Genomic DNA, 22,650 nt, shown 5'->3' with positions numbered 1-22,650 from the left:
GCCATCGGTTGAATGAAAAAGCCCCGCCAGTGCGAACTGGCGGGGCTTTTTCATGGGCGTTGTTCCGTGTAGGAGCGGGCTTGCCCCGCGATCGGCTGCGTAGCAGCCGTAAGATCAGCCACTTCGATAGACCAGGCAGACCAAATTCTTGCCGGGTTTGCGGCTGCTACGCAGCCGATCGCGGGGCAAGCCCGCTCCTACAAAGGCCATGCCAAGCACTGACGACACCATCAGTACAGGTTGGGCTCCATCTCCAACACCACACCAAACCGCTCGAAGATGTCGGCCTGGATCCTACGCGCCAGATCATGCAGCTGGGCACCCGTCGCCTGCCCATAATTCACCAGCACCAGCGACTGCAGGCGGTGCACCCCGGCATCGCCATCCCGATAGCCCTTCCACCCAGCTTGCTCGATCAGCCAGCCAGCAGCCAGTTTCACCTGGCCGTCGGGTTGTGGATAAGCCACCACGTTCGGGTAGTGCTCACGAATGCGTTCTGCCAGCGCCGCCGGAACCACCGGGTTCTTGAAGAAGCTGCCGGCGTTGCCCAGTTCGGCCGGGTCGGGCAGTTTTTCCCGGCGAATGCTACAGATGGCCTCGCTGATAGCCTGGGCTGTCGGCGTCTCGACGCCCTGCTCGGCCAGGCGCTGGCGCACCGGCCCGTAGTCCAGGTGAGCCCTCAAGGTCCGGCTGAGGGCGAAACGCACCCGCAAGATCAACCAGCGCCCAGGGTTACGCTTGAACAGGCTGTCACGGTAGGCGAAGGCGCACTCTTCCAGAGCGAAATCGCGCAGCTCGCCGGTTTCCCGGTCCAGTGCGGTCAGCCCGGCGAACACGTCCTTGATTTCCACCCCGTAGGCGCCGACGTTCTGCATGGGCGCAGCGCCCACGGTGCCAGGAATCAGGCTGAGGTTTTCCAGGCCGCAGAACCCCTGTTCCAGGGACCATTGCACGAAAGGATGCCAAGGCTCACCGGCCTCGGCCTCGACCACGACCCGGTCACTGTCCTCCTGCACGACCCGGCGACCACGGCTGGCCATGTGCAGCACCAGGGCGTCGATATCACCGGTCAGCAGCAGGTTGCTGCCGCCACCGATCACCAGCACCGGCACCTGCCGCTCGGCAGCCTCGGCCAGGGCCTGGCGCACTTCGTCGTCGTCATGGGCCTGGGTGAAGTACCGGGCGCTCACGTCGATGCCAAAGGTGTTGTAAGGCTTGAGCGATACCCGTTCCTGCCAACTCGCCGTCATAGCCGCCCCTTGATTTCCACGACCAGCTCACGGCAGGCCGCCTCGATCAGGTCCAGGACCTGCTCGAAACCTTCGGCGCCGCCGTAGTAAGGGTCTGGTACTTCATCCAGGGCCGCACCATAGCGGCGCAGGAACAGGTCGAGTTCGCCGCGGGCGGTATGCGGGCGCATGGCCTGCAGGTGGCCGAGGTTGCTCTTGTCCATGGCCAGGATCAGGTCGTAGTCACCGAAATGCTCGACCTTGACCTGCTGGGCGCGCTGGCGCGACAGGTCGTAGCCACGCGCCAGGGCCGCCTGGCAGGTACGGCTGTCGGGCGCCTTGCCCACATGCCAGTCACCGGTGCCGGCAGACGCCACGTGCACCTGTTCGGCCAGGCCTGCGGCCTGCAGTTGATGACGCAGCACGCCCTCGGCAGTCGGCGAACGACAGATGTTGCCCAGGCAGACGAACAGAACGCGCATCAGGCCTCCAGCAAGCGCCGTACGCGCTCCAGGTCTTCAGGGGTATCCACGCCGACCGCAGGCGCCTCGATGGCGTCGGCGACATGGATGCGCACGCCATGCCACAGGGCGCGCAGTTGCTCCAGCGACTCGGTCTGCTCCAGCCAGCATGGCCCCCAGCCGACGAAGTCTTGCAGGAAGCCCACGCGGTAGGCGTACATGCCGATGTGACGACGGTACGGAACGCCCCCAGGAAGGTTTTCGCGGTCTTTGGCGAAGGCATCCCGAGCCCAAGGCAGCGGAGCGCGGCTGAAGGTCAGGGCCAGGCCATTCTTGTCGCTGACCACCTTCACCGCGTTGGGGTTGAAGACGGTTTCCGGCTCGGCGATCGGCTCGGCCAGGGTGGCGATGCCGGCCTCCGGGTGGGCCGCGAGGTTGGCGGCCACCTGGTCGATGATCACCGGTGGGATCAGGGGTTCGTCGCCCTGGACATTGACCACGATGGCATCGGCGGGCAACGCCAATTGCGCGGCCACTTCGGCCAGGCGATCGGTGCCCGACTCATGATCGGCGCGGGTCAACAGGACCTCGGCGCCAAAGGCCTGGCAGGCCTCGACGATACTGGCGTCATCGGTGGCGATGACCACGCGGCTGGCGCCACTCTTGCGCGCCTGCTCCCAGACATGCTGGACCATCGGCTTGCCGGCGATCGGCAGCAGGGGTTTGCCCGGCAGGCGCGTGGAGCGCAGGCGGGCGGGAATCACCACGGTGAAGTTCAGGCTCATTTATCCAGGCGCTCGTCATCGGTCAGGGTGCGCGCTTCGCTTTCCAGCATCACCGGGATGCCGTCGCGGATCGGGTAGGCAAGGCCTGCGCCTTTGCTGATCAGCTCGGTCTTGTCGGCGCTGAGCTTGAGCGGGCCCTTGGTGATCGGGCAGGCCAGGATATCGAGCAGTTTGGTGTCCATGGAGGCTTCCTTACGAGGCCAGAGGCCGGAAAAATTAACGATCTTGAGGCGCGGGGCGCCCGGGCAGCAACCGCTGCAGTTGGCCGTCGAACCAGGCGGCGAAGGCCTGGGACGGCACCGCATCCACGGCCAGGTACCACCAGTCTTCGGCAGCGAAGGCGCGGCACTTCACCGCATCCTTCTCGGTCATCACCAGCGGCAGCGCTGGGCTGAATGCCAGGCTCTGGGCGCTGAACTGCGCGTGGTCGGCGAAGGGGTGCGGTACAGGCTGCCAGTTTAGCCCCTGCAAGGTATTGAAGAAACGCTGCGGGTTACCGATGCCGGCCACGGCGTGCACGGCCTGGCCGGCGGGAAAATGTTCGAGGGGGCGGCGCTCGCCGCTGCGCAGGTTGACCAGCGCTGCCGGCCGCAGGCCAAAGGCGAAGCCACCATAGCGGTCGTGTTCGGCGCCGTTGTACAGCACCGCGTCGGCCTCGGCCAGGCGTTCGACCGGCTCACGCAAGGGGCCGGCTGGCAGGCAGCGGCCATTGCCCAGGCCACGGGCGGCATCGATGAGCACGAGTTCGAGGTCACGGGCCAGGCGGTAGTGCTGCATGCCGTCATCGCACAGGATCAGGTCCAGCGGCTCGCTGGCCAGCAGGGCCTGCACGGCGCGGGCGCGGTCCGGGTCGATCATCAGCGGCACACCGGTGCGCTGGACGATCAACAGGGGTTCGTCACCGGCCTGCCCTGCGTCCTGGTCGGCATGGACCCGCCAGGGCACGCTGGGCGGCGTGGCGCCGTAGCCACGGCTGACCACGCCGACCTTCAGCCCCTGGCGACGGCAATGTTCGATCAGCCACAGGATCATCGGTGTCTTGCCCGTGCCTCCCACCGTGATGTTACCCACCACGATCACCGGCACCGGGGCGCGGTAACTGGCGCTTTCGCCACTGAGAAAACGTGCCCGCTTGCGCAAGACCACACGCCGGTACAAGGCTTCCAGCGGTCGCAGCAGCGCAAGGGCCGGATGCCCGGCGTACCAGGCAGCGAGCAGGCGGTCGGCGAAGGCCATCAAGGGTTGCCCTGCGCAGCCTCGACGGTGGTCATGCGCAGCTTGCTGAAGCCGAGCTTGCCGGCCGCATCCATTGCAGTGACCACAGCCTGGTGGGGCGTCTTGCCATCGGCGCTGATCGACAGCGGCAAAGTGATGTCGCCGCCGGACTCGCGCTCCAGGGCCTCGGTCAGGGTCGCCAGGTCGCTCTTGGGCAGCAAGTGGTTGTTCACCGAGTACACGCCATCGGCGCTGATGGTGACTTCCACGCGCTTGCCCTCCTCCGCCGGCGGCTGGGAGGCGCTGACCGCTTCGGGCAGCTCGACGCGCAGCTGGGTCTCGCGGGTGAAGGTGGTGGTGACCACGAAGAACAGCAGCAACACGAACACCACGTCGATCAGCGATGCCAGGTTGATGTCGACGTTCTCCCGCTGTCGGTTGCGTCGGAACTTCACGCCTTGCCTCCGGCCACTTCGACTTCGCGGTCGCCCTGCAGCACCTCGACCAGCTTGATCGCCTCCTGCTCCATGCCGACCACCAGTTCATCGATGCGCCGTTGCAGGAAGCGGTGGAAGAACACCGCCGGGATACCGACCATCAGGCCCGCCGCGGTGGTGACCAGGGCCTTGGAGATACCCCCGGCGAGCACGGCCGGGTTGGCGGTCATCTGCGAGCCCATGAAGGCGCTGAAGATATCGATCATGCCCAGTACCGTGCCCAGCAGGCCCAGCAGCGGGGCCATGGCCGCGATGGTGCCCAAGGTGCTGATGTAGCGCTCCAGCTCGTGAATGACCCGCGACGCGGCCTCCTCGATGCACTCCTTCATGATCTCGCGGCCGTGGCGGGAGTTGGCCAGGCCCGCGGCGAGGATCTCGCCCAGCGGCGAATCGGCACGCAGGGCCTTGAGCTTGTCACTGGTCAGTTGCTTGTCCTTGATCCACACCCACACCTGGCCCAGCAGGTGCGGCGGGGTCACGCGACTGGCGCGAAGGGTCCACAGGCGCTCGGCGACGATAGCCATGGCGGCGATGGAACTCAGAATGATCGGCAGCATCATCCAACCACCGGACTTGACCAATTCCCACACAGTAAACATCCCCTTGGAAAAAGGCCTGCACTCTACCATAGCCGCGCAAGGGGCTCATCTGCCGGAGGTCAGGGAATACCTCGTGTGCGGTGTTCGCCGTAGCACAACCAATGCTGCCGAAATAGCTCACTGCACCTGCCGCCAGAACCGCCGCTGCTCCCGCATGCCCTCCACGACCCCATGGCTCCCCAGCCGCAAACGCAACGCCCCTTCCAACGCCGTGTCATGCACACTCAACCCATGCCGCCGATAGCGCTCCAATACCTGCGGATGCGGGTGCCCGAAACCGTTGTACCGCCCGCGCGAAATCAACACGCCACGCGGCGCCAGGGCCCGGATGAACGGCTCGGTGGACGAACTGCGGCTGCCATGGTGAGGCGACTGCAGCCAGTCGATACGCGGCGACTCGGTCGCGGCCAGCCAGGCCCGCTCGGCGCCGGCCTCCATGTCGCCTGCCAGCAACAGGCGCTCGCCCTGCGCCTCGACCCGCAGCACGCAGGATCGCTCGTTGCTGTCCGGCCCCTGTGGCCATTGCCAGAGCGCGAAGTCCACCCCATCCCAGCGCCAACGCTCACCACTGGCGCACGGCAGCGCCTCCAGTTCGACCGCCAGCTGCCCGGGCTCGCCGGCGAGCACCTGGGCGATCGGCAGGCCTCGACCGATGGCCGCGGCGCCGCCGGCATGGTCGGCATGGCCGTGGCTGATCAGCATCAGGTCCAGTTGCCTCACGCCCAGCTTGCGCAGGGTTGGCAACACGACCTGCTCGCCCAGGTCGCTGCTGCCCTTGGCGGGCCCGGCGTCGTAGAGTAGGTTGTGGTGGCGGGTACGCAGCAATACGGCCAGGCCCTGCCCGACATCCAACTGCAGCACCTCCACCTGCCCGTGGGGCACGTGCTCCCGGGGCGTCCACAGCGCCAGCAACATCACGCCACCCAAGCCCCGCAGCGGGATCCCCCGAGGCAGGAGCACCAACATCGCGCCCAGGCAAACCAGCAGCCACGCCCCCAGCGGCAAGGCCGGCGGCAGCCAGGCCGGGCGCCGGCTCGCCACCCAGCCCAGCACCTCGAACAACACATCCAGCGAGCCCCCAGCGAGCCACAACAGCCCTTGCGCGAATGCGCCAACGGCCAACAACGCACTGCCGAGCAAGGCCAACGGCAGCACCACGAAGCTGATCCAGGGCACCGCCACCAGGTTCATCAGCGGAGCCGTCAGGCTGATCGGCAGCCCCAACGCCAGCAATGGCGGCAGCAGGCCGACCGCAATCACCCATTGAGCCCGGCTCCAGGCTTGCCAGGGTCGCCAAGCTCCCAGCCGCCCGGCGAAGCAGAAAGTCAGCACCCCGACCGCGGCGAACGAGAGCCAGAAGCCCGGCAGCAAACTGGCCAGCGGCTCGACCAGCAGGACACCGCACATGGCCATGAGCAACGGTGTGGACACGCCCAAGTGACGAAAACGCAGGCGCCACAGCAGTACCACCGCGAGCATCAGGCAGGCCCGCTGCACCGGCACCCCGAAGCCTGCGAGCCAGCCGTAGCCCAAGGCGGCGACCAAGGCCAGCGCACACGCCCAGGGCAACCAGGGCAGGCGTGCCGGCCAGGCTCCCAGACGCGCCAGCAGCGCCACCAGGCCATAGACCAACCCGGCCACCAAACCGATATGCTGGCCGGAAATCACCATCAGATGCACCGTGCCGGTGGCCTGCAAGGCCTGCCAGTCGCGTTGGGAAAGACCCGAACCATCCCCCAGCACCAGCGCGACCAGGACGGCTTCGCGCCCCTGGGCGTCGATCGCCAGCAACCGTTGACGCAACCCGTCTCGCCAGTTGCCTGGCGCCGCCTCCAACAGATGGCCGGCCTTGACCGTACCGACCGCCCCGATGCGCCGCGCCAGCAAGGCCGCCTCGCGGTCCGGGCCGTGGGGGTTGAGCAGGCCATGGGGTTGCTTGAGCGTGACAGCCAGCCGCCAGCGCTCGCCCGCGCGGATGTCGGGGCCATCGAACCAGTTCAGTTGCAGGCGTCGTGGCAGCCCGGCACGACGCGAGACCGCATCCTCCACTTCGAAGCGCACCCTTTGCGGCGCCTGGATCGGCAACCCCACTACCCGCCCTTCGAGCCACAAGGTGCGACCATCGAGTACGGGAGCCAGGCGGTCATCCAATGCCATCTGTGCCGACCAGCACGCCCAGCAGACGCCGAGCAGAAACCACCCCAATGGCCATGCCCGGCTGCACAGGCATACCAGGCCCAGCACCAGCAAAACCGCCCACCAACCGACCGATGGCAAGGCTGGCAGAACACCCAGGCTCAACAACCCGAGTGCGAGCGCCAACATCCCTGTGCGCATGAAATAGAGCCCCAGAAGCGAAACGACCTTCTGAGGAATAGCCGAAATGGCGACACGCCTTGCTCAACAATTGTCACAAACTCTGAACAAGGCGGTCAGCGAAAAAAGGCATACTGCCCCCATCAACCCGCCGGGAGCCTACATGCCTCGCCGTCTCTTCAAACGCTACATGCCGGATCCGACCAGCATTCGGGAACACAAGTCCTTACGCTTTTTCGGCAAATTGCTGCATGACCCGAACCTCTGGCACCTGAACCGCCATTCGGTGGCGCGGGCCATGGGCGTGGGCCTGTTCGCGGCGCTCATTCCCATGCCCATGCAGATGCTACTCGCTGCAAGCCTGGCCATTCCCCTGCGGGGCAACCTGCCGATCGCGGTCAGCCTGGTCTGGCTGACCAACCCGCTGACCATGCCACCGGTGTTCTTCGTCACCTACATGACCGGTGCCTGGCTGATGCAGGTGCCGCCACGCAGCCTGCCCGACGAAATCACCGTGCAATGGGTCACCGACCAACTGTCGACGATCTGGCAACCCTTCCTGCTCGGCTCCGTGGTCTGCGGCCTGGTACTGGGCGCAGTGGCCTATTTCGCCACCATGCTGTACTGGCGCTGGTGGGTGGGCCGGCAGTGGCGCCGGCGCAAGGCGGAGCGTGGCTCAGGCGCGCATGCCGCGGCCGCTGACCAGCAGGCGCACGCACAGCACGTAGAGCACCGCGGTGGCCACCAGCATGAAGGTGATCGCCGTGCCAATACGGATATCCGACACCCCTAGGATGCCGTAGCGGAACGAGTTGACCATGTGCAGCACCGGATTTGCCAGCGACACGGTCTGCCAGAACGGCGGCAGCAGGTTGATCGAGTAGAACACCCCGCCCAGGTAGGTCAGCGGTGTCAGCACGAAGGTCGGGATGATGGATATATCGTCGAAGTTGCGTGCGAACACGGCGTTGACGAAGCCCAGCAGCGAGAAGATCGTCGCAGTCAACAGCACCACCACCACGGTCACGCCCAGGTGGTGCACCTGCAAGTGGGTGAAGAACAATGACAGGAGGGTCACGATCACCCCAACCGCCAGGCCACGCAACACACCACCGAGCACATAGCCCACGAGGATCGTGTGCGGCGACACCGGCGAGACCATCAGCTCCTCGATCGAGCGCTGGAACTTGCTGCCGAAGAAGCTCGAGACCACGTTGCCATAGGAATTGGTGATCACCGACATCATGATCAGCCCCGGCACGATGTACTCCATGTAAGTGAAGCCGCCCATGTCGCCGATCTGCCGGCCGATCAGGTTACCGAAGATCACGAAGTACAGGACCATGGTGATCGCCGGCGGCAGCAGGGTCTGCGGCCAGATACGCAGGAAGCGCCGCACTTCGCGGTAGACGATGGTGTTCAGGGCCACCCAGTTGGTACGCAGTTCCACACTCATACCGCCACCTTCGACAGGTTTTTTTCCACCAGGGACACGAACAGCTCCTCGAGTCGGTTGGTCTTGTTGCGCAGGCTCTGCACTTCGATGTTCTGCAGGGCCAGCTGGCCGAACAGCGCGGTGATGCCCATGTCCTTGTCCACCTGCACCTCAAGGGTATGCGGGGTGATCAGGCGGCACGGGTAGCCCTGCAGCACCGGTGCCTGGGGCAGGTCCTGCTTGAGGTCGAGCACGAAGGTCTCTACGTGCAGCTTGCCCAGCAGCTTGCGCATGCTGGTGTTCTCGACGATGGTGCCGTGGTCGATGATGCCGATATTGCGGCACAGCTGCTCGGCTTCCTCGAGGTAGTGGGTGGTCAGGATGATGGTGATGCCTTTCTGGTTGAGCTCGGTGAGGAAGCTCCACATCGAACGGCGCAGCTCGATGTCCACCCCGGCGGTGGGCTCGTCGAGGATCAGCAGGCGCGGCTCGTGGATCAACGCCCGGGCGATCATCAGCCGGCGCTTCATGCCGCCGGACAACGAACGCGACTGCACGTCGCGCTTGTCCCACAGGCCCAGCTGGGTCAGGTACTGCTCGGCGCGCTCCTTGGCCTGCTTGGCCGGGATACCGTAGTAGCCGGCCTGGGTGACGACGATATCGAAGGTCTTCTCGAACTGGTTGAAGTTGAACTCCTGGGGCACCACGCCCAGGCAGCGCTTGAGCGCCGCCGGCTCGCGGTCCAGGTCGTGGCCGAACACGTTCACCGTGCCGCTGGTCTTGTTCACCAGGGTCGAGAGGATGCCGATGGTGGTGGACTTGCCGGCGCCATTGGGGCCGAGCAAGGCGAAGAAGTCACCTTCGGAAACGTCCAGGTCGATGCCCTTGAGGGCCTGGAAGCCGTTGCCGTAGGTCTTGGTCAGCTGTCGTATGGACAGGGCGGAACTCATAGCGGGTCAGGTACCGAAAAAGGGTTCAGGACACGCCAGGTCAAGTCACTGGCGCAGTGAGTGCGGCCCATGGTGCAAGGCCTGGCCGCACAAGTACAGTCATGTGTATCGATAATGACTATCGAAACAGCCGAGGTGTTCAGGTCAATGCCGTCATCACCGCCGCCTGGTAGGCCGGCCGCTCGCGCAGGCGCTCGTACCAGGCGCGCAGGTGATGCATGTCCGGGCGCTCGATGGGCATCTCGAACCAGGCGTAGATGAAGCTGCCCAGCGGGATGTCGCCCATGCCGATTGCCTGGCCCGAGAGATAGGGCTGCTGCGCCAGGGCCTGGTCGGCGATCGACAGCAATTGTGCGCATTGCTTTTGCGCGGCATTGATCGCCACCCAGTCGCGCTGCGCCTCGGGGGTGCGCAGCAAGCCCCAGAACAGCGGGCGAAACGGCGTGGCGAAGGACGAGGTGGTCCAGTCCATCCATTTGTCCGCCAGGGCGCGTTGGCGGGGGTCGTCCAGGTACCAGCCCCGGTCGCGCCCGTATTGTGCGCAGAGGTAGCGCACGATGGCGTTGGACTCCCACAGCACCAGGTCGCCGTCCTCGAGCATGGGCACCAGGCCGTTGGGGTTGCGGGCGCGGTAGTGGGGCTCGTCGACCACGCCGAAGGCACCGCCGGCGTCGATCGACTCGAAATCCAGGCCCAGTTCATGGGCGATCCACAGTGCCTTGCGCACATTGCTCGAATTCTTGCGGCCCCAGATCTTCAGCATGGCGATGTCCTTATGAATGTGCAGGTGGGGGAGTTTACTCCAAGATCGTGGCCTGCCAGAACGCCATCGCGGGACAAGCCCCACAGGGTGCAAGCCTGGCGGGAGCCCTGTAGGAGCGGACTTGAACTTGCCCCGCGATCCGGGCTTGCCCGGCCATGCCTCAAAAACTCGTCCCTGATCCTCCCGCCCGCATCCCTTCACACCCTCCCATCAGCCCAGCCAGGCAGAAGCCCAGGACAAACCTACCACCTGGAGCACCGCAGGCCACACCAGCTGCATGAAGCTCTACCGCATCCAGCCAGGTACCTCGTTCCAGCACGCCTTCAGCGAACTGTCGATGCTGCTCGGCCGCATCGGCCGAACACCCAAGCCACTCGCCAAAAGAGAACGTATTTCCAAGACAGGACACTAGATCAACAGGTAAATGCGCCTACAGAAATAAATCCCTCGTCCGAATAACTCACGCCTCCATACCTACAGACCCTTCCCACTTCCTCTCTTAAGCTTGCCACCGTTTCGAAATCTGAAGCCGACTGCGGATATTCCGAAACACCGCTCGCGCGGAAACCAACACAACTCAATATAGTTAGGTAAACCAGATGAAAAAAACATTCATGGCCCTGGCCTTTGGATTGGCCAGCATCAGTGCGTTCGCCGATGATGGAATCGGCGAAGTACGCTTCATCGGCAGCATTAAAGACGGCGGCACCTGCCCGATTGATGTAACGCCAGTAGGAAGTACCACCCCAGGCACTGTATTTCTGGGCTCGAACATCCGTCCCACAGATTTCAAGGCCATCGGCGATGCGACAACGCCTGTTAACTTCCAGCTGAAAATTGACGACTCCGGTGCCTGTGATCTCACCGGCGGGGGCAAAACGGTCAAATTTACATTCACTGCCCAAAATGGTGTCGAGGGGGCAACAGGGAATCTGTTTGGCATACAAAAAGCCATCGATGCAGCGGAAAACATAGCAGTAGGAATCACCGACCGAAATGGCACCTCCGTTACTTCGGGTATACCAACCGCAGATTATAGAATTTCGGACACTGAAAAGGCATTTGACTTCTCGGCACGGCTCGTTGCTACCCACGCCACGGTAAAACCGGGCCCCATCGTTTCCGAAGTCGGCATCACCGCAGAAATCAAATAACCCTGAACACCAGACGCATGCCTGCGCCTGGTGTTTGAACGTCTAGAACATTGACCTATGCACTCAACAATACGAGTCCTTGCCGTATGCCTATTCGCGGGAGCGACCTGCTTTCAAAATGTTTACGCAGCACTCACCATCGATACCACACGCATCGTTTACCACAGTGATGTACGCAGCACGTCCGTGATCATTGCCAATCCAAGCACGCGTACCTATGCGGCACAATCCTGGGTCAATACAAAGTCCGACGACACAACGACCGCCGTGCCGTTCGTCACGACACCGGCCTTGTCTCGTCTCAATCCAAAAAAAGAGCAAACCGTAAACGTGGCTGCTCTGCCCAATGACTTACCCACTGATCGAGAATCACTGTTCTTTTTCAACGTGCAGGAAATTCCTGAAGCCCGACCGGGCGAACGTAATGTGCTTAATATCGCGTTACGCACTCGCATCAAGCTGTTCTATCGCCCCAGCCAGTTGACCGCTAACCCGACAGAACTCCTGAAGACACTGCGTTTTTCCATCAAACCGGTGAACGGCCAACGGCACTTGCACATACATAACCCCACGCCGTTTCACTACACCTTCAGCCGGCTGGATCTGCACAGTGCCAAACAACAGTCCCCCGTGCCCGGCGTCGACATGCTGTCGCCCATGAGCGAGCACAGTTTTCCCCTACCTGCTGGCGTACTGGCCAAAGACCTGAAGGTCGTGTTGTCGATCATCAACGATTACGGCAGCAACAGCGCTCCGTTGACCTTGCCCGTGCACAAGGCGCCCTGAGCCCGACGGCATCCAGCAAAGAGTGACCGTATCATGACCCTCTCGCATCAAAGCCGTGCGCACTCGCGGCTGCGCTGTTTTTGCCTGCTGCTCATCGGCGTGCCAAGCGGCGCAGCACTGGCCAACCTGCTCGAGCCGCTACCTGTCGAGTTCCAGTCAGGATTTTTCCACCAGCCCGGCTTGAATGGCGATGCTGCGGCTGCCGCGCTCCAAGCCTTGGCCAATGAGCATGAACTCGGCCCAGGCCGCTATCTGGTGGAACTGCAGGTCAACCATACGCGGGTCGGGCAATTGGAGCTCGACTTCGCCATGGACCCACAACACAATCGGCTACGACCCTGTCTTTCACCAGCCTTGTTGGAAAAACAGGGCCTGCGCCTGGACGCCTTGCCCGACCCAGCCTTGCTAGAACAGCCGTGCCTCGACCTGGCCACCGCGGTCCCTGGTGCCCGGGTCGATTTCGACAGCGCGGCACTGCGAGTGACCGTGTCGATCCCACAAATCGCCCTGCGCCGGGAGCTCATCGGCTACATCGCCCCCGAACGCTGGGACAGCGGCATTACCGCCGCCTTCGTCAACTACCAAGTTTCGACCCAGCAGTTGGACAACCGTACCCAAGGCCGCTCCAGCAACTATGACCTGTATTTGAACAGTGGCCTCAACTTCGGCGATTGGCGCCTGCGCAGCAGCCAAGCCTGGCGCCAGGACAGCGACGGCGCACGCAGCTGGGACCGCGCCTATACCTATGCCCAGCGCGACCTGCCCGGTACCTTGGGCACCTTCACCCTGGGCGAGACATTCACCGGTAGTGAGGTCTTTCGTGGCGTACCGATACTGGGTGCCCGCATCGCGACCGACCTCGACATGCTGCCCAGCACGATGCGCAACTACGCCCCCGCCATCAGCGGCGTGGCGCAGACCCGGGCCAAGCTCGAGGTTTTGCAGAACGGTTACCCCATCTACTCCACCTACGTAAGCCCCGGCCCCTACGCCATCGACGACCTCAGCGTCGGCGGCACAGGTGAACTGGAAGTGGTACTGACCGAGGAAGATGGCCAAGTCCGGCGCTTCACCCAGCCCTACGCCAACATCGACAACCTGCTGCGCTCAGGCGCATGGCGCTACACGGCAGCGTTGGGCCGCTACAACCCGGCCGGCGACCTGGACACCCCCACACTCTGGCAAGGCACCCTGGCCTACGGTACGCCCTGGCACACCACGCTCTACGGTGGCTTGATGGTCAGCGAAGGCTACCTGGCCCACGCCGTCGGCATCGCCCGCGACCTGGGCAGCCTGGGCGCATTGGCATTCGACGTGACCCACGCCAGCAGCCAGTTCGACAGCGCCGCCGATGTGCAAGGCCAAAGCTATGCGATGAAATACAGCAAGACATTCGGCACCGGCACCGACCTGCGCTTCGCCGGCTATCGCTACTCGACCGAAGGCTACCGCGACTTCGATGAATGGGTCAGCCAGCGCAGCCATGACCCCCGTTTCACCGGCAGCCGTCGTAGCCGCCTGGATACCACGATTATCCAGCGCCTGGGCACACGCAGCTCGTTCAACCTGACGTTTTCCCAGCAGGACTACTGGCAGCGCACGGACGTGGAACGCCAGTTCCGCCTCTCCTTCAATACCTCCCACAACAAGGTCAACTATGGCCTGCATGCCTCGCAGTCGCTGCGCACCTCCAGGCGAGGCAGCGCTCGACAGGTGGGGCTGAGCATTTCCCTGCCCCTGGACTTCGGCCACAGCAGTACCCTGTATTTCGACACCCAGCACAGCGCCAACGGCAATCGCCAGCGCGCGAGCGTAAGCGGCAGCGACCACGACTACCGCCTCAGCTACAACACCAGCGTCAGCCGTGACGAGCAACGACGACAAGCCCTCGGCCTGAACCTGGGCTACCAGACGACCAGCGCCTCGCTGGGCGCCGGTGTCAGTGTCGCCCCCGACTATCGCAGCCTGTCGTTCAATGCCAGCGGATCGCTGCTGGCCCACGCCGATGGCATCGAGTTCGGCCCGAACCTTGGCGATACCATTGGCTTGATCGAAGTGCCGAACACCCCTGGCGTGGGTGTACAGAACGCTTCGAACGCGCGTACCAACGCACGCGGCTACGCCTTGGTGCCCAGCCTGAGCCCCTACAAGAACAACCAACTGGTCTTGCACACCGACCAGTTGAGCCCGGATGTGGAAATCGACAACGGTATCGCACAGGTGGTCCCGCGACGGGGGGCGGTGGTCAAGCACCGCTTCGATGCACGCAAGGTCAACCGCCTGGTACTGACCCTGCGCACCCCCCAAGGCCAGCCCGTGCCATTCGGCGCCCAGGTATCCGACGACCAAGGCGCATCGCTTGGCATCGTCGGCCAGGGCGGTGTGCTCATGCTACCGACCACCCGAACCACCCAGCAGGTCCAGGTGCGCTGGAGCGAGCACCCGCACGCCCAGTGCCAGCTCGAACTGGATGTGGCCGACATGCCACTGAACCAAGGGTTTCGCATGCAGACCCTGACCTGTGGATGAAGATACCCACGTTCGCCCCCGTGCCTGAACCTGCTGACACGCCCTGGAGTATCCAATGAATCGACCCGTCGCCCTGTTATTGCCAGCACTGCTGATGACGCTCGGGCACGCCCCACTTGCCATGGCCGATCGCGACTGCCAATTGGAAGGTGGTCAACTCAGCTATGAATACACGCTTCCCGATATCCTCAATGTCGACGCCAACCTGAGTCCCGGCGAAACAATTGGTGTCGTTCAGAACGCCAACCTGCTACCCGCGACAGGTACGAAATACACCTGTGAGAATGACGACGACAAGAACCTCATACACTTGACCGTCGAGACGCTGACCGGGCTGTCAACCGTCCCCGGTCCTGGAGGCGTGCGGGTAATGAAAACCAATGTAGATGGCATTGGCGTCGCCGTGCAGCTCGGTAACCCGTTTACCGGGACAGCAAACAACTATTTCAAACCGACCGACAACAGCTATGTCCCGTTCACGGGTACCCTTGGAAACACCGGAACGGCCAAGATGGAGCTCACGAGACTGCTCCACAGGATTCAACTGGTCAAGATTGGCGACATCGCACCGGGTGTGCACTACATCAACACCCCGTTGTTCAAAGCCAGCACAAGCATCGGCGGCCAGTTCATGGACTACCGGTTGACCAGCCGCGTGATCAGTAACCCCTGCACGATTCCCAAGACCTCCAACCCAGCCGATGTGCAGCTGAAAACCTGGCCGAAATCGGAGTTCACGAGCATTGGGCATACCACCGCCTCGACGGATTTCGCGATCGAATTGACCAACTGCGAAAGCGACCCTACGAACACGACGCGCGTCACCATCAAACTGGAGGGTATCGACGGGTCGAACCCACTACCTGGTACGCCAGATGGGGTATTCAGCCTCACCACCGATTCCGACGCCGAAGGCGTTGGCATACAGATTCTCAAAGGCGACGGAACCTCGATGCCGCTGGGGATCGAAGAAGACATGGCCGACTTGGCCAAAGGCACCACTCGCCTCGCCTTCAAGGCCCACTATTACCAGACGCTGCCCCCCGACAAAATCAAGGCGGGCTCGGCAAAGGGCGCATTGAAGTTCACCATCAGCTATCGATAACGCCTTGAAAAGGCCCGGCCAACGCCGGGCCCAAGTCTGACGGTAAAGGAAACTCAAGGCACCAATGTCAGTACCAGCGCCGGTAAGGTCTTGAAGGAACGTCCTTCATCAAAGCTGACCGCCGCACGGATACGGAAGGTTTCATTGAGTTTCAGGCTTTGCACGAAGCGCTTGGCCATAGAGGCCTGCACTTTGCCAGCCCGGCGCTCCTCGAACGTCAAAGGCTGGTCGTCTCGCAGGATCTCGACCGGCAACATCGCCCCACCCGCATCGTGCCCCACCGCCTGGATACGAACCGGCTGCCCCACGCTGTTGAACAGCCACACCGGCAATTCCAGCAAGACGCCTTCTTCCGGCACCGCGCCCAAGGACAGCTTCCCCTCCTTGGCAGCCTTGCATTCGATCTTCTTGAAGTGGTTCGGGTTCACAACGTTCCTGATACCCAGGTCGTAGGCCTTGGAGTATTCGACGCTTCCATCATCCTGCTCGAACGAATAGAAAAGCTCGAGACGTTGGCCCAGGTTGGCAGCTATCACGCCCATTGGAAACTGGAAAACCTTGCCGCCGCCCCCTAGGGTCTCGTTGGCGCGGAACCGCTCTCCCATTCGGTTGACCGCGATCATCTCGAACTTCCGGGGTTCTACGTCCGCAGGAACACGCACGTTCACGGCCGTTTCCGGAGTCAGCGAGCCCTTTGCGTCTCCCTCGGACTCAACCCCGTCCACGGTGGGTGTCGGCAAGACCGGCGCCGTACCGATGACCAATGGCAACGGTTCGCCACCCCCCAAAGCCCCCAACCGGCTGAATTGATAGGCGAGCGTAACCCTCCCGCCGGTGTTGGCTTGCAGCCAATCATGTCCCAGGCCGAACCTGATCTTGCCGCTCTGCAGGATGCTGACATCCACATGCACCACGCGGGTTACGGGCACCCGGCCATAGACGTGCAGCACGATCTCATCGTCCAGCTGCAGGCCATAGTCGTCGACCTGGACAACGATACCGTCGGGATACGCATCCGGGTCTACATGGTCTCCCGTGAGGCCTTCGATGCGCGGCCTCGCCAGCTTCGGCCCTTCAGGCTCACCCTGGACAATACGCACTGATTGGGTTGGGGACTGGCTGCCAGTGGTGGAATCGGCGTAGTCGATCGTATAGCTCATCTCCCCTTGCCCCGCGCTGGCCAGGTGCAACTCGTTGCCATCCAGACACCAGAAAAGCGGTTTCCCGATGTCCTGGGCGGTATTCACGTGCTGCTGCAGGCTGATCGGGCCAAGCGGTTCGCCATGCTTATCCTGGCCGTGCCAGGTGAGCGTGACCCGATCGCCAACGGCCATGGCCGGATAAGGCCCGGCCACGACGATACCGTCACCCGGCTCGCGATCGAGGTCGATACACAAGCCATTACCGCCGATAACTTGAGCCGGTGGCAGCGTTCTGACCGTATCCGCCGCCTTGTCCACATAGAAAAACGCCAGGCCAGACTCCGTCAGCTTGCCGAATCCATCGTCCTTATCGACCGATACGAACCCCCAACCGCCTGAACACGCCGCCAATTGGGCGTTTGGAATCCACATCGTTGCATAACCTCGATCGTCCAGCTCTCCGACGTTTCCACCTCGTTTGTAGACGAGGTTGCGCGCGTCGGCAGAGCGCCCGCGAAAGTTGATGATGCACTGGTCGCTTTCGTCGATCTCGTCGTAGGTGAACAACACTTCCAGGTCGTTACCGTTCAAGCTCTTCAACTCAAGCGACTCTCCCCCGGCCAACGCGGGTATCTCTGGAACTGCGAAATCTTTACTCATGCACAAGGCATCCTTTTCTGGGTGTGTATGGATTGCCGGGCGTTAGCCGGCGCAATGAGCCCGTTGTTCTACATGCCTCTCGCAGCCCACGACAGCTGGCAACCCTGCCAGGGAAAACCTGACCCTGGGCTTTTCCAAGGCAAGCCGCCGTTCATGGCTAAGCTGAATGGATTCGTTCAAACCCTAGGTTCCATGGAGGACTATCTATGTTGCTGTTGTGGTTGGTACTACTGGTGGTCGGCGCGGCGTACCTCACGCACAGGCGCCTGGCGCCGCTACGGATCATCGGGGCCGTGGCGTTGTACGTGCTGGCGATGGGCATCTGGAGCGACTGCCCAGGCTGGCTGCTGGCCGTGCTGTGGCTGGTGCTGGCCAGCAAAGCCGCCTTCCTGGTACTGCACGACTGGCGCCGCAAGCTGTTCACCGAACCGGTGTTCCGCTGGTTCCAGCGCACCCTGCCGCCGATGTCACGCACAGAGCGCGAGGCGATCGACGCAGGCACCGTGTGGTGGGACGGCCAGTTGTTCAGCGGCCGCCCAGACTGGAACACCTTGCTTGGCTACCCGGCACCCGCGCTTTCCGACGAAGAGCAAGCCTTCATCGATGGCCCCACCGAGACCCTCTGCGCGATGGTCAGTGACTGGCAGATCGGCCAGGACCTGGACCTGCCGCCACAGGCCTGGGCCTACATCAAAGAGCAGGGTTTCTTCGCCCTGATCATTCCGAAGGAATACGGCGGCAAAGGCTTCTCGGCCTATGCCCATTCCCAGGTGGCCATGAAACTGGCCACCCGCAGTGGCGACCTGGCCTCCACGGTGATGGTGCCCAACTCCCTCGGCCCGGCCGAACTGCTGTTGCACTACGGCACCGAGGCGCAACGCAACCATTACCTGCCGCGGCTGGCGCGTGGCGAGGAGATCCCCTGCTTCGCCCTCACAGGCCCCCTGGCAGGCTCCGACGCGGGCGCCATGCCCGACACCGGCGTGGTGTGCAAAGGCCAATGGCAAGGCGAAGAAGTCATCGGCCTGCGCCTGAACTGGGAGAAGCGCTACATCACCCTAGGCCCGGTGGCGACCTTGCTCGGCCTGGCGTTCAAGGCCCATGACCCGGACCATCTGCTTGGCGAAGAAGAAGACCTGGGCATCAGCCTGGCACTGATCCCCACCGACCTCCCCGGCGTTGAGATCGGCAAACGTCACCTGCCCCTGGGCGCTGCGTTCATGAACGGGCCCAACAGCGGCAAGGACGTGTTCATCCCCCTGGACTTCCTGATCGGCGGCCAGGCCATGCTCGGCAAGGGCTGGATGATGCTGATGAACTGCCTGTCGGTGGGGCGCTCCATCTCGCTGCCGGCGGTGGGCACCGGCGCGGCCAAGTACACGAGCCTTGTGACTGGGCAGTACGCCAACCTGCGCGAGCAGTTCAACGTGCCGCTGGCGGCCTTCGAAGGCATCCAGGAGTCCCTGGCCCGCATCGGTGGCAACGCCTGGCTGATGGACAGCGCACGCCTGCTCACCGCCCTGGCGGTGGACCTGGGCGAGAAACCCTCGGTGCTGTCGGCCATCCTCAAGTACCACCTCACCGAACGCGGCCGCGAATGCATCCAGCACGCCATGGACGTGCACGGCGGCAAGGGCATCATCATGGGCCCGAACAACTACCTGGCGCGCAATTGGCTGGGCGCACCGATCTTCATCACCGTGGAAGGGGCCAACATTCTTTCGCGCAACCTGATGATCTTCGGCCAGGGTGCCATTCGTTGCCATCCGTTCGTGCTCGACGAAATGGCCCTCGCCGCTCGCCCGGACCAGGCGCAGGCCCTTCGGGAGTTCGACGACCTATTGATGAAGCACATCCTGTTCGCCGCAGGCAACGCTGCCAGCACCTGGGTACTCGGGCTGGGCCTGGGCCACTTCGAGAAGGTGCCGGGGGATGCGCTGAGCCAAGGGTACTTCCGCGCCCTGAACCGCCAGGCCGCGGCCTTCGCCTTGCTGGCCGACCTGTCGATGATGCTCCTGGGCGGGGCGCTCAAGCGCCGTGAACGGCTCAGCGCCCGCTTGGGTGATGTACTGAGCTACCTGTACCTGAGCTCGGCGGCGCTCAAGCGCTACCACGAGCTGGGCTCGCCCGAGCATATGCAGCCTTTGCTGCGCTGGGCCCTTGAGGAAAGCCTGGGCCAGGCCGAACATGCCCTGGACCGGCTGCTCGACAACTTCCCCAACCGCTTCATCGGCTGTGCCCTGCGCGTGCTGGTGTTCCCCTTCGGCCGCCGCCATACCGGCCCGAGCGATGAACTGGACGCCGAAGTGGCAGCCCTGATCGGCCGCAGCAAAGGCGACCCGGCACTCGAAGAGCTGCTGGCCGGCTGCATGCGCCCCAGCGCGGAAGGCGACCCGGTGGCGGCATTGCAACGTGCCTGCGACCTGCTGGAAGCATGCGCCCCCTTGCACAAGGCCGTGCATGAGGCGATCAAGGACGGCAGGGTACGTCCCGCCCCCGGGCAATCGGCGATCGATGCGGCGGTCGGAGCCGGCGTGTTGCAGGCCGATGAAGGCCAACGCCTGCACCAGGCCGAGGCTGCGCGGCGGCGGGTCATCGATGTGGATGCGTTCGACAAGGAGGCTTTGCAGGCGGTACCGGACAAAGTGCGCTGAGTTCGCCGCAATCGTCTCGGTGCCGTGAGATCGAGCGCCGCGCGGGCGGCGCTCGATCTCACCGACGCCACCCTCTCAAGGCCTACCCCCAAAGCACAAACCGAACAACCAGCGTATACTCCGCCCCCGTTTCAGCCATACCGAGGACTTTTCCATGGCCAACCCGCACCTGGAATACCACCTGCAACTGCTCCAGCATCTGCGCACCATACTGGTGGCCCTGGGCGAGGCCGAGCAGGTACCGGAAGAGAGCCACGCCCTGTTCCTCGAGCGCTTCGACGAACTGCTCACCCTGTTGCCCCAGGACCCGCTGGAAAGCCAGTACCTGGGCCAGGACCTGATTTGCCAGGTGATCCAGCGCTACCCACAGATCGCACACCTGGTGCCCCGTGACCTGCTGTGGTTCTTCGGCGGCGATTGCCTGCACTTCATGCCTGACGAGGAGCTGAACCTCTACCAGCAACTCGAAGACCTGCGCTACGAGGCCGAGCAGAACGGGGAGCCTTTCGACTGGAACCAGCAAAAACAATTGCTGAGCCTGCCGGAACAAACGCCCAAGCACTGACGAAAAAACCCGCATCCACTGGGTGTGGATGCGGGTCAGTGGCTTGGCAGAACCGCCCAGGCCGGGCTACGGCCTGCCGATCTGCAGCACGTTGTAACCGGTCGCCAACACCACGCCCTGGTGTTCGATTTCACATGTCACCACGGAAAACCCCGGCGTGCCGTTCGGCGGCGCGGTAAAACGCCCATCCTCGCTCAGTTCGCCTATGCCAAACAGGCTCCAACGCCGCTTGGCCTCCGGCATGAAGCTCGGATCCTGTTCCTGCAGGTGCAAAGACTCGCGATAGCCGAGCTTGCGAAACGCCTCGGACTGGATGGACAACAGCTGGGGCCCATTGGACATGACGATCGAAAACCTGCGAGGCGGGTAGTTGTCGACACGAATCTGCTGCACCGCCAGCCCTTTGCGGCTGACGACGGCGTCCGGTACGAACGTCGCCTGCTTGCTATTATGCTGCACCAGTCGACCGTGGGGCTCATCGAGCAAGGTCCACCGATAACCCGGCCCAGGGCCTGCCAATTGCAGATCGATGGATCGTGTTGGCGCCACGATCGCCACTTCCGGTTGCAACACGAACAGATCGATGGCAATCCGCACGCGTAACGAGGCGCTATAGACCTTATCGTCACGGTACAGCTTGGCGTTGACCACGATCACCGGGTCCTCCCGCTTGAGCTGTTCGAGCGACATGGCGCGATAAAGGCCCGTCTTGTGGTCGATTTCGCCATACTCGCCCGGTTGCCCGCCCAGGCCTCCCAGGCCGCCCACTGACCAGTACGAGGCCTCGACAGGCGTCCCGTGCTGGTCATGCAAGACGAAGCGATGGGAAGTACCCACCTGCAAGGTGTGACGAGGCTTGGCCACGGTCAGTATCAACCCTTGCGGTACGAGGCTGCCGAATACCGCTGTATCGAACGGCTCATGCCTGGTTCGCTCGGCGAATGCGTACGGCATCGGTTGATACGACAACTTGCCCAACACATCACCCGGCAAATGATCCAGGCTCCGGTCCAGCACTACGGTAACGGGACAGCGTTCGCTGCCATCGTCCGGTAGCAGGTAGGGAAAACTGGGTGTCGGCGCCAGCCCCTCTCGCCCCCTGCCCTTGACCTTGAGGAACATCAGCAACGCGCCGTCGCCATGACCAGAGGCCTGTGCAGCTGGCGCGGCCTGGGTATAGAGCCGTACTTCGGTTGGCGTCCAGCCATCCTCACCCTGGCTATCGATTTCAACCAGGGCGAATTGGCTCTGGAACACTTCCAGGTTGCCCAGCCAGCGCAGCAGTTCAAACGCCAGGCGCTCGTCGTAAACGGCCCCCAGGCCCAGGTTGCAACGCGCATCGAGCGCGTTGCGCAAGTCCAGCCTGAGCACGTGGTGTCCGGCAATGACAGCCACGTCCAGCGCCACATCGACGTCCAAGGTAAAGCCCATGGCTTCGTTGATGAGGAAATAGTGCAACTTGTCGTCAGCGCGCAGCGACTCGTGCCTGTAGGCCCCCGACAAGATCGGCAGGCTCACCTGTACGCGGTTGTCACCGGTCGTGGCGCTGGCGAAAGACAACGTCGGCACGCCGAATTCGATTGCCTGCGCGTGGGTCAGGCCCCCGTCTTCCCGTTCGATCGTCGCATCGAAGCGCGGCAGGCAATTCCACTGGCCCAAGCGCTCCACGTAGTGTCGCTCGATCAGCGCGTTCAAGCAGCCGCGGCTGTAAACCACCAACGCGCCCCACCCCAGGGTCACGTTGATTTCTTTCATTGTTTCGAGCACACGCTCGAGAGAGTTGCCGGACATTTTCCGAACCTCCA

At 63.3% G+C, this 22,650-nt stretch carries 20 protein-coding genes; 7 read left to right on the top strand and 13 right to left on the bottom strand.

The window, feature by feature from the left end:
- Positions 1–230: 230 nt before the first annotated feature.
- The 8 genes from murB to K8374_RS06665 form a co-directional block, all read right to left on the bottom strand.
- A complete protein-coding gene (gene murB / locus K8374_RS06700) occupies positions 231–1,250 on the bottom strand; it encodes a UDP-N-acetylmuramate dehydrogenase (protein ID WP_224458396.1) in 1,020 nt (339 codons plus the stop codon).
- On the bottom strand, positions 1,247–1,711 hold the full coding sequence (locus K8374_RS06695; RefSeq protein ID WP_224458395.1) for a low molecular weight protein-tyrosine-phosphatase: 465 nt from the start codon (positions 1,709–1,711) through the stop codon (positions 1,247–1,249). Before K8374_RS06695 ends, murB begins: the two co-directional genes overlap by 4 nt.
- A complete protein-coding gene (gene kdsB, locus K8374_RS06690; protein ID WP_224458394.1) occupies positions 1,711–2,475 on the bottom strand; it encodes a 3-deoxy-manno-octulosonate cytidylyltransferase in 765 nt (254 codons plus the stop codon). The genes K8374_RS06695 and kdsB overlap by 1 nt, the downstream gene beginning before the upstream one ends.
- On the bottom strand, positions 2,472–2,657 hold the full coding sequence (locus K8374_RS06685; RefSeq protein WP_003247142.1) for a Trm112 family protein: 186 nt from the start codon (positions 2,655–2,657) through the stop codon (positions 2,472–2,474). Before K8374_RS06685 ends, kdsB begins: the two co-directional genes overlap by 4 nt.
- A 34-nt stretch (positions 2,658–2,691) precedes the next feature.
- Positions 2,692–3,711 (bottom strand): tetraacyldisaccharide 4'-kinase, encoded by a 1,020-nt coding sequence (lpxK, locus tag K8374_RS06680; protein ID WP_224458393.1) that lies wholly within the window; start codon positions 3,709–3,711, stop codon positions 2,692–2,694.
- Complete coding sequence (locus K8374_RS06675; protein ID WP_224458392.1) at positions 3,711–4,145, bottom strand: ExbD/TolR family protein; 435 nt, start codon at positions 4,143–4,145, stop codon at positions 3,711–3,713. Before K8374_RS06675 ends, lpxK begins: the two co-directional genes overlap by 1 nt.
- The gene (locus K8374_RS06670; RefSeq protein ID WP_196144992.1) at positions 4,142–4,777 is read right to left on the bottom strand and encodes a MotA/TolQ/ExbB proton channel family protein; all 636 of its coding nucleotides are present in this window, start codon (positions 4,775–4,777) and stop codon (positions 4,142–4,144) included. The genes K8374_RS06675 and K8374_RS06670 overlap by 4 nt, the downstream gene beginning before the upstream one ends.
- A 126-nt stretch (positions 4,778–4,903) precedes the next feature.
- Entirely contained in the window at positions 4,904–7,123 is a 2,220-nt protein-coding gene (locus K8374_RS06665) for a DNA internalization-related competence protein ComEC/Rec2 (protein ID WP_224458391.1), read from the bottom strand.
- Positions 7,124–7,265: 142 nt separating this feature from the next.
- Here K8374_RS06665 and K8374_RS06660 point away from each other — a divergent pair, with 142 nt between their 5' ends.
- On the top strand, positions 7,266–7,895 hold the full coding sequence (locus K8374_RS06660; RefSeq protein WP_224458390.1) for a DUF2062 domain-containing protein: 630 nt from the start codon (positions 7,266–7,268) through the stop codon (positions 7,893–7,895).
- On the opposite strand, the gene K8374_RS06655 is transcribed toward K8374_RS06660, so the two are convergent.
- From K8374_RS06655 to K8374_RS06645, 3 genes are all read right to left on the bottom strand, one after another.
- Positions 7,779–8,558, bottom strand: coding sequence for an ABC transporter permease (locus tag K8374_RS06655; protein ID WP_224458389.1), 780 nt, complete (start codon positions 8,556–8,558; stop codon positions 7,779–7,781). The genes K8374_RS06660 and K8374_RS06655 overlap by 117 nt on opposite strands.
- Positions 8,555–9,487: an ABC transporter ATP-binding protein gene (locus K8374_RS06650; protein WP_084855009.1), complete on the bottom strand. Its 933-nt coding sequence runs from the start codon at positions 9,485–9,487 to the stop codon at positions 8,555–8,557. The genes K8374_RS06655 and K8374_RS06650 overlap by 4 nt, the downstream gene beginning before the upstream one ends.
- Positions 9,488–9,626: 139 nt before the next feature.
- The gene (locus K8374_RS06645) at positions 9,627–10,250 is read right to left on the bottom strand and encodes a glutathione S-transferase (RefSeq protein ID WP_224458388.1); all 624 of its coding nucleotides are present in this window, start codon (positions 10,248–10,250) and stop codon (positions 9,627–9,629) included.
- Positions 10,251–10,849: 599 nt separating this feature from the next.
- Here K8374_RS06645 and K8374_RS06640 point away from each other — a divergent pair.
- From K8374_RS06640 to K8374_RS06625, 4 genes are all read left to right on the top strand, one after another.
- Entirely contained in the window at positions 10,850–11,404 is a 555-nt protein-coding gene (locus K8374_RS06640) for a fimbrial protein (protein WP_224458387.1), read from the top strand.
- 186 nt (positions 11,405–11,590) lie between these two features.
- Complete coding sequence (locus tag K8374_RS06635; protein ID WP_263498523.1) at positions 11,591–12,190, top strand: molecular chaperone; 600 nt, start codon at positions 11,591–11,593, stop codon at positions 12,188–12,190.
- A gap of 33 nt (positions 12,191–12,223) precedes the next feature.
- Positions 12,224–14,719 (top strand): fimbria/pilus outer membrane usher protein, encoded by a 2,496-nt coding sequence (locus K8374_RS06630; protein ID WP_224458385.1) that lies wholly within the window; start codon positions 12,224–12,226, stop codon positions 14,717–14,719.
- A gap of 55 nt (positions 14,720–14,774) precedes the next feature.
- Positions 14,775–15,824: a fimbrial protein gene (locus K8374_RS06625; RefSeq protein WP_224458384.1), complete on the top strand. Its 1,050-nt coding sequence runs from the start codon at positions 14,775–14,777 to the stop codon at positions 15,822–15,824.
- A 53-nt stretch (positions 15,825–15,877) separates the two neighbouring features.
- Here the strand turns inward: K8374_RS06625 and K8374_RS06620 are convergent, their stop codons facing one another.
- On the bottom strand, positions 15,878–17,626 hold the full coding sequence (locus K8374_RS06620) for a hypothetical protein (protein ID WP_224458383.1): 1,749 nt from the start codon (positions 17,624–17,626) through the stop codon (positions 15,878–15,880).
- Positions 17,627–17,832: 206 nt separating this feature from the next.
- Between K8374_RS06620 and K8374_RS06615 the strand changes: the two genes are divergently transcribed.
- Together K8374_RS06615 and K8374_RS06610 are read left to right on the top strand one after the other, a co-directional pair.
- Positions 17,833–20,280: an acyl-CoA dehydrogenase gene (locus K8374_RS06615; protein WP_224458382.1), complete on the top strand. Its 2,448-nt coding sequence runs from the start codon at positions 17,833–17,835 to the stop codon at positions 20,278–20,280.
- A 154-nt stretch (positions 20,281–20,434) separates the two neighbouring features.
- Entirely contained in the window at positions 20,435–20,845 is a 411-nt protein-coding gene (locus tag K8374_RS06610) for a PA2817 family protein (protein ID WP_224458381.1), read from the top strand.
- A 66-nt stretch (positions 20,846–20,911) separates the two neighbouring features.
- Here K8374_RS06610 and K8374_RS06605 read toward each other — a convergent pair whose 3' ends face one another.
- The gene (locus tag K8374_RS06605; RefSeq protein ID WP_224458380.1) at positions 20,912–22,636 is read right to left on the bottom strand and encodes a hypothetical protein; all 1,725 of its coding nucleotides are present in this window, start codon (positions 22,634–22,636) and stop codon (positions 20,912–20,914) included.
- Positions 22,637–22,650: the final 14 nt, after the last annotated feature.

Source organism: Pseudomonas sp. p1(2021b) (assembly GCF_020151015.1).
Taxonomy (GTDB): domain Bacteria; phylum Pseudomonadota; class Gammaproteobacteria; order Pseudomonadales; family Pseudomonadaceae; genus Aquipseudomonas; species Aquipseudomonas putida_K.
The sequence above is the reverse complement of the archived record's forward strand: the minus strand, read 5'-3'. Positions and strand labels throughout refer to the sequence as shown.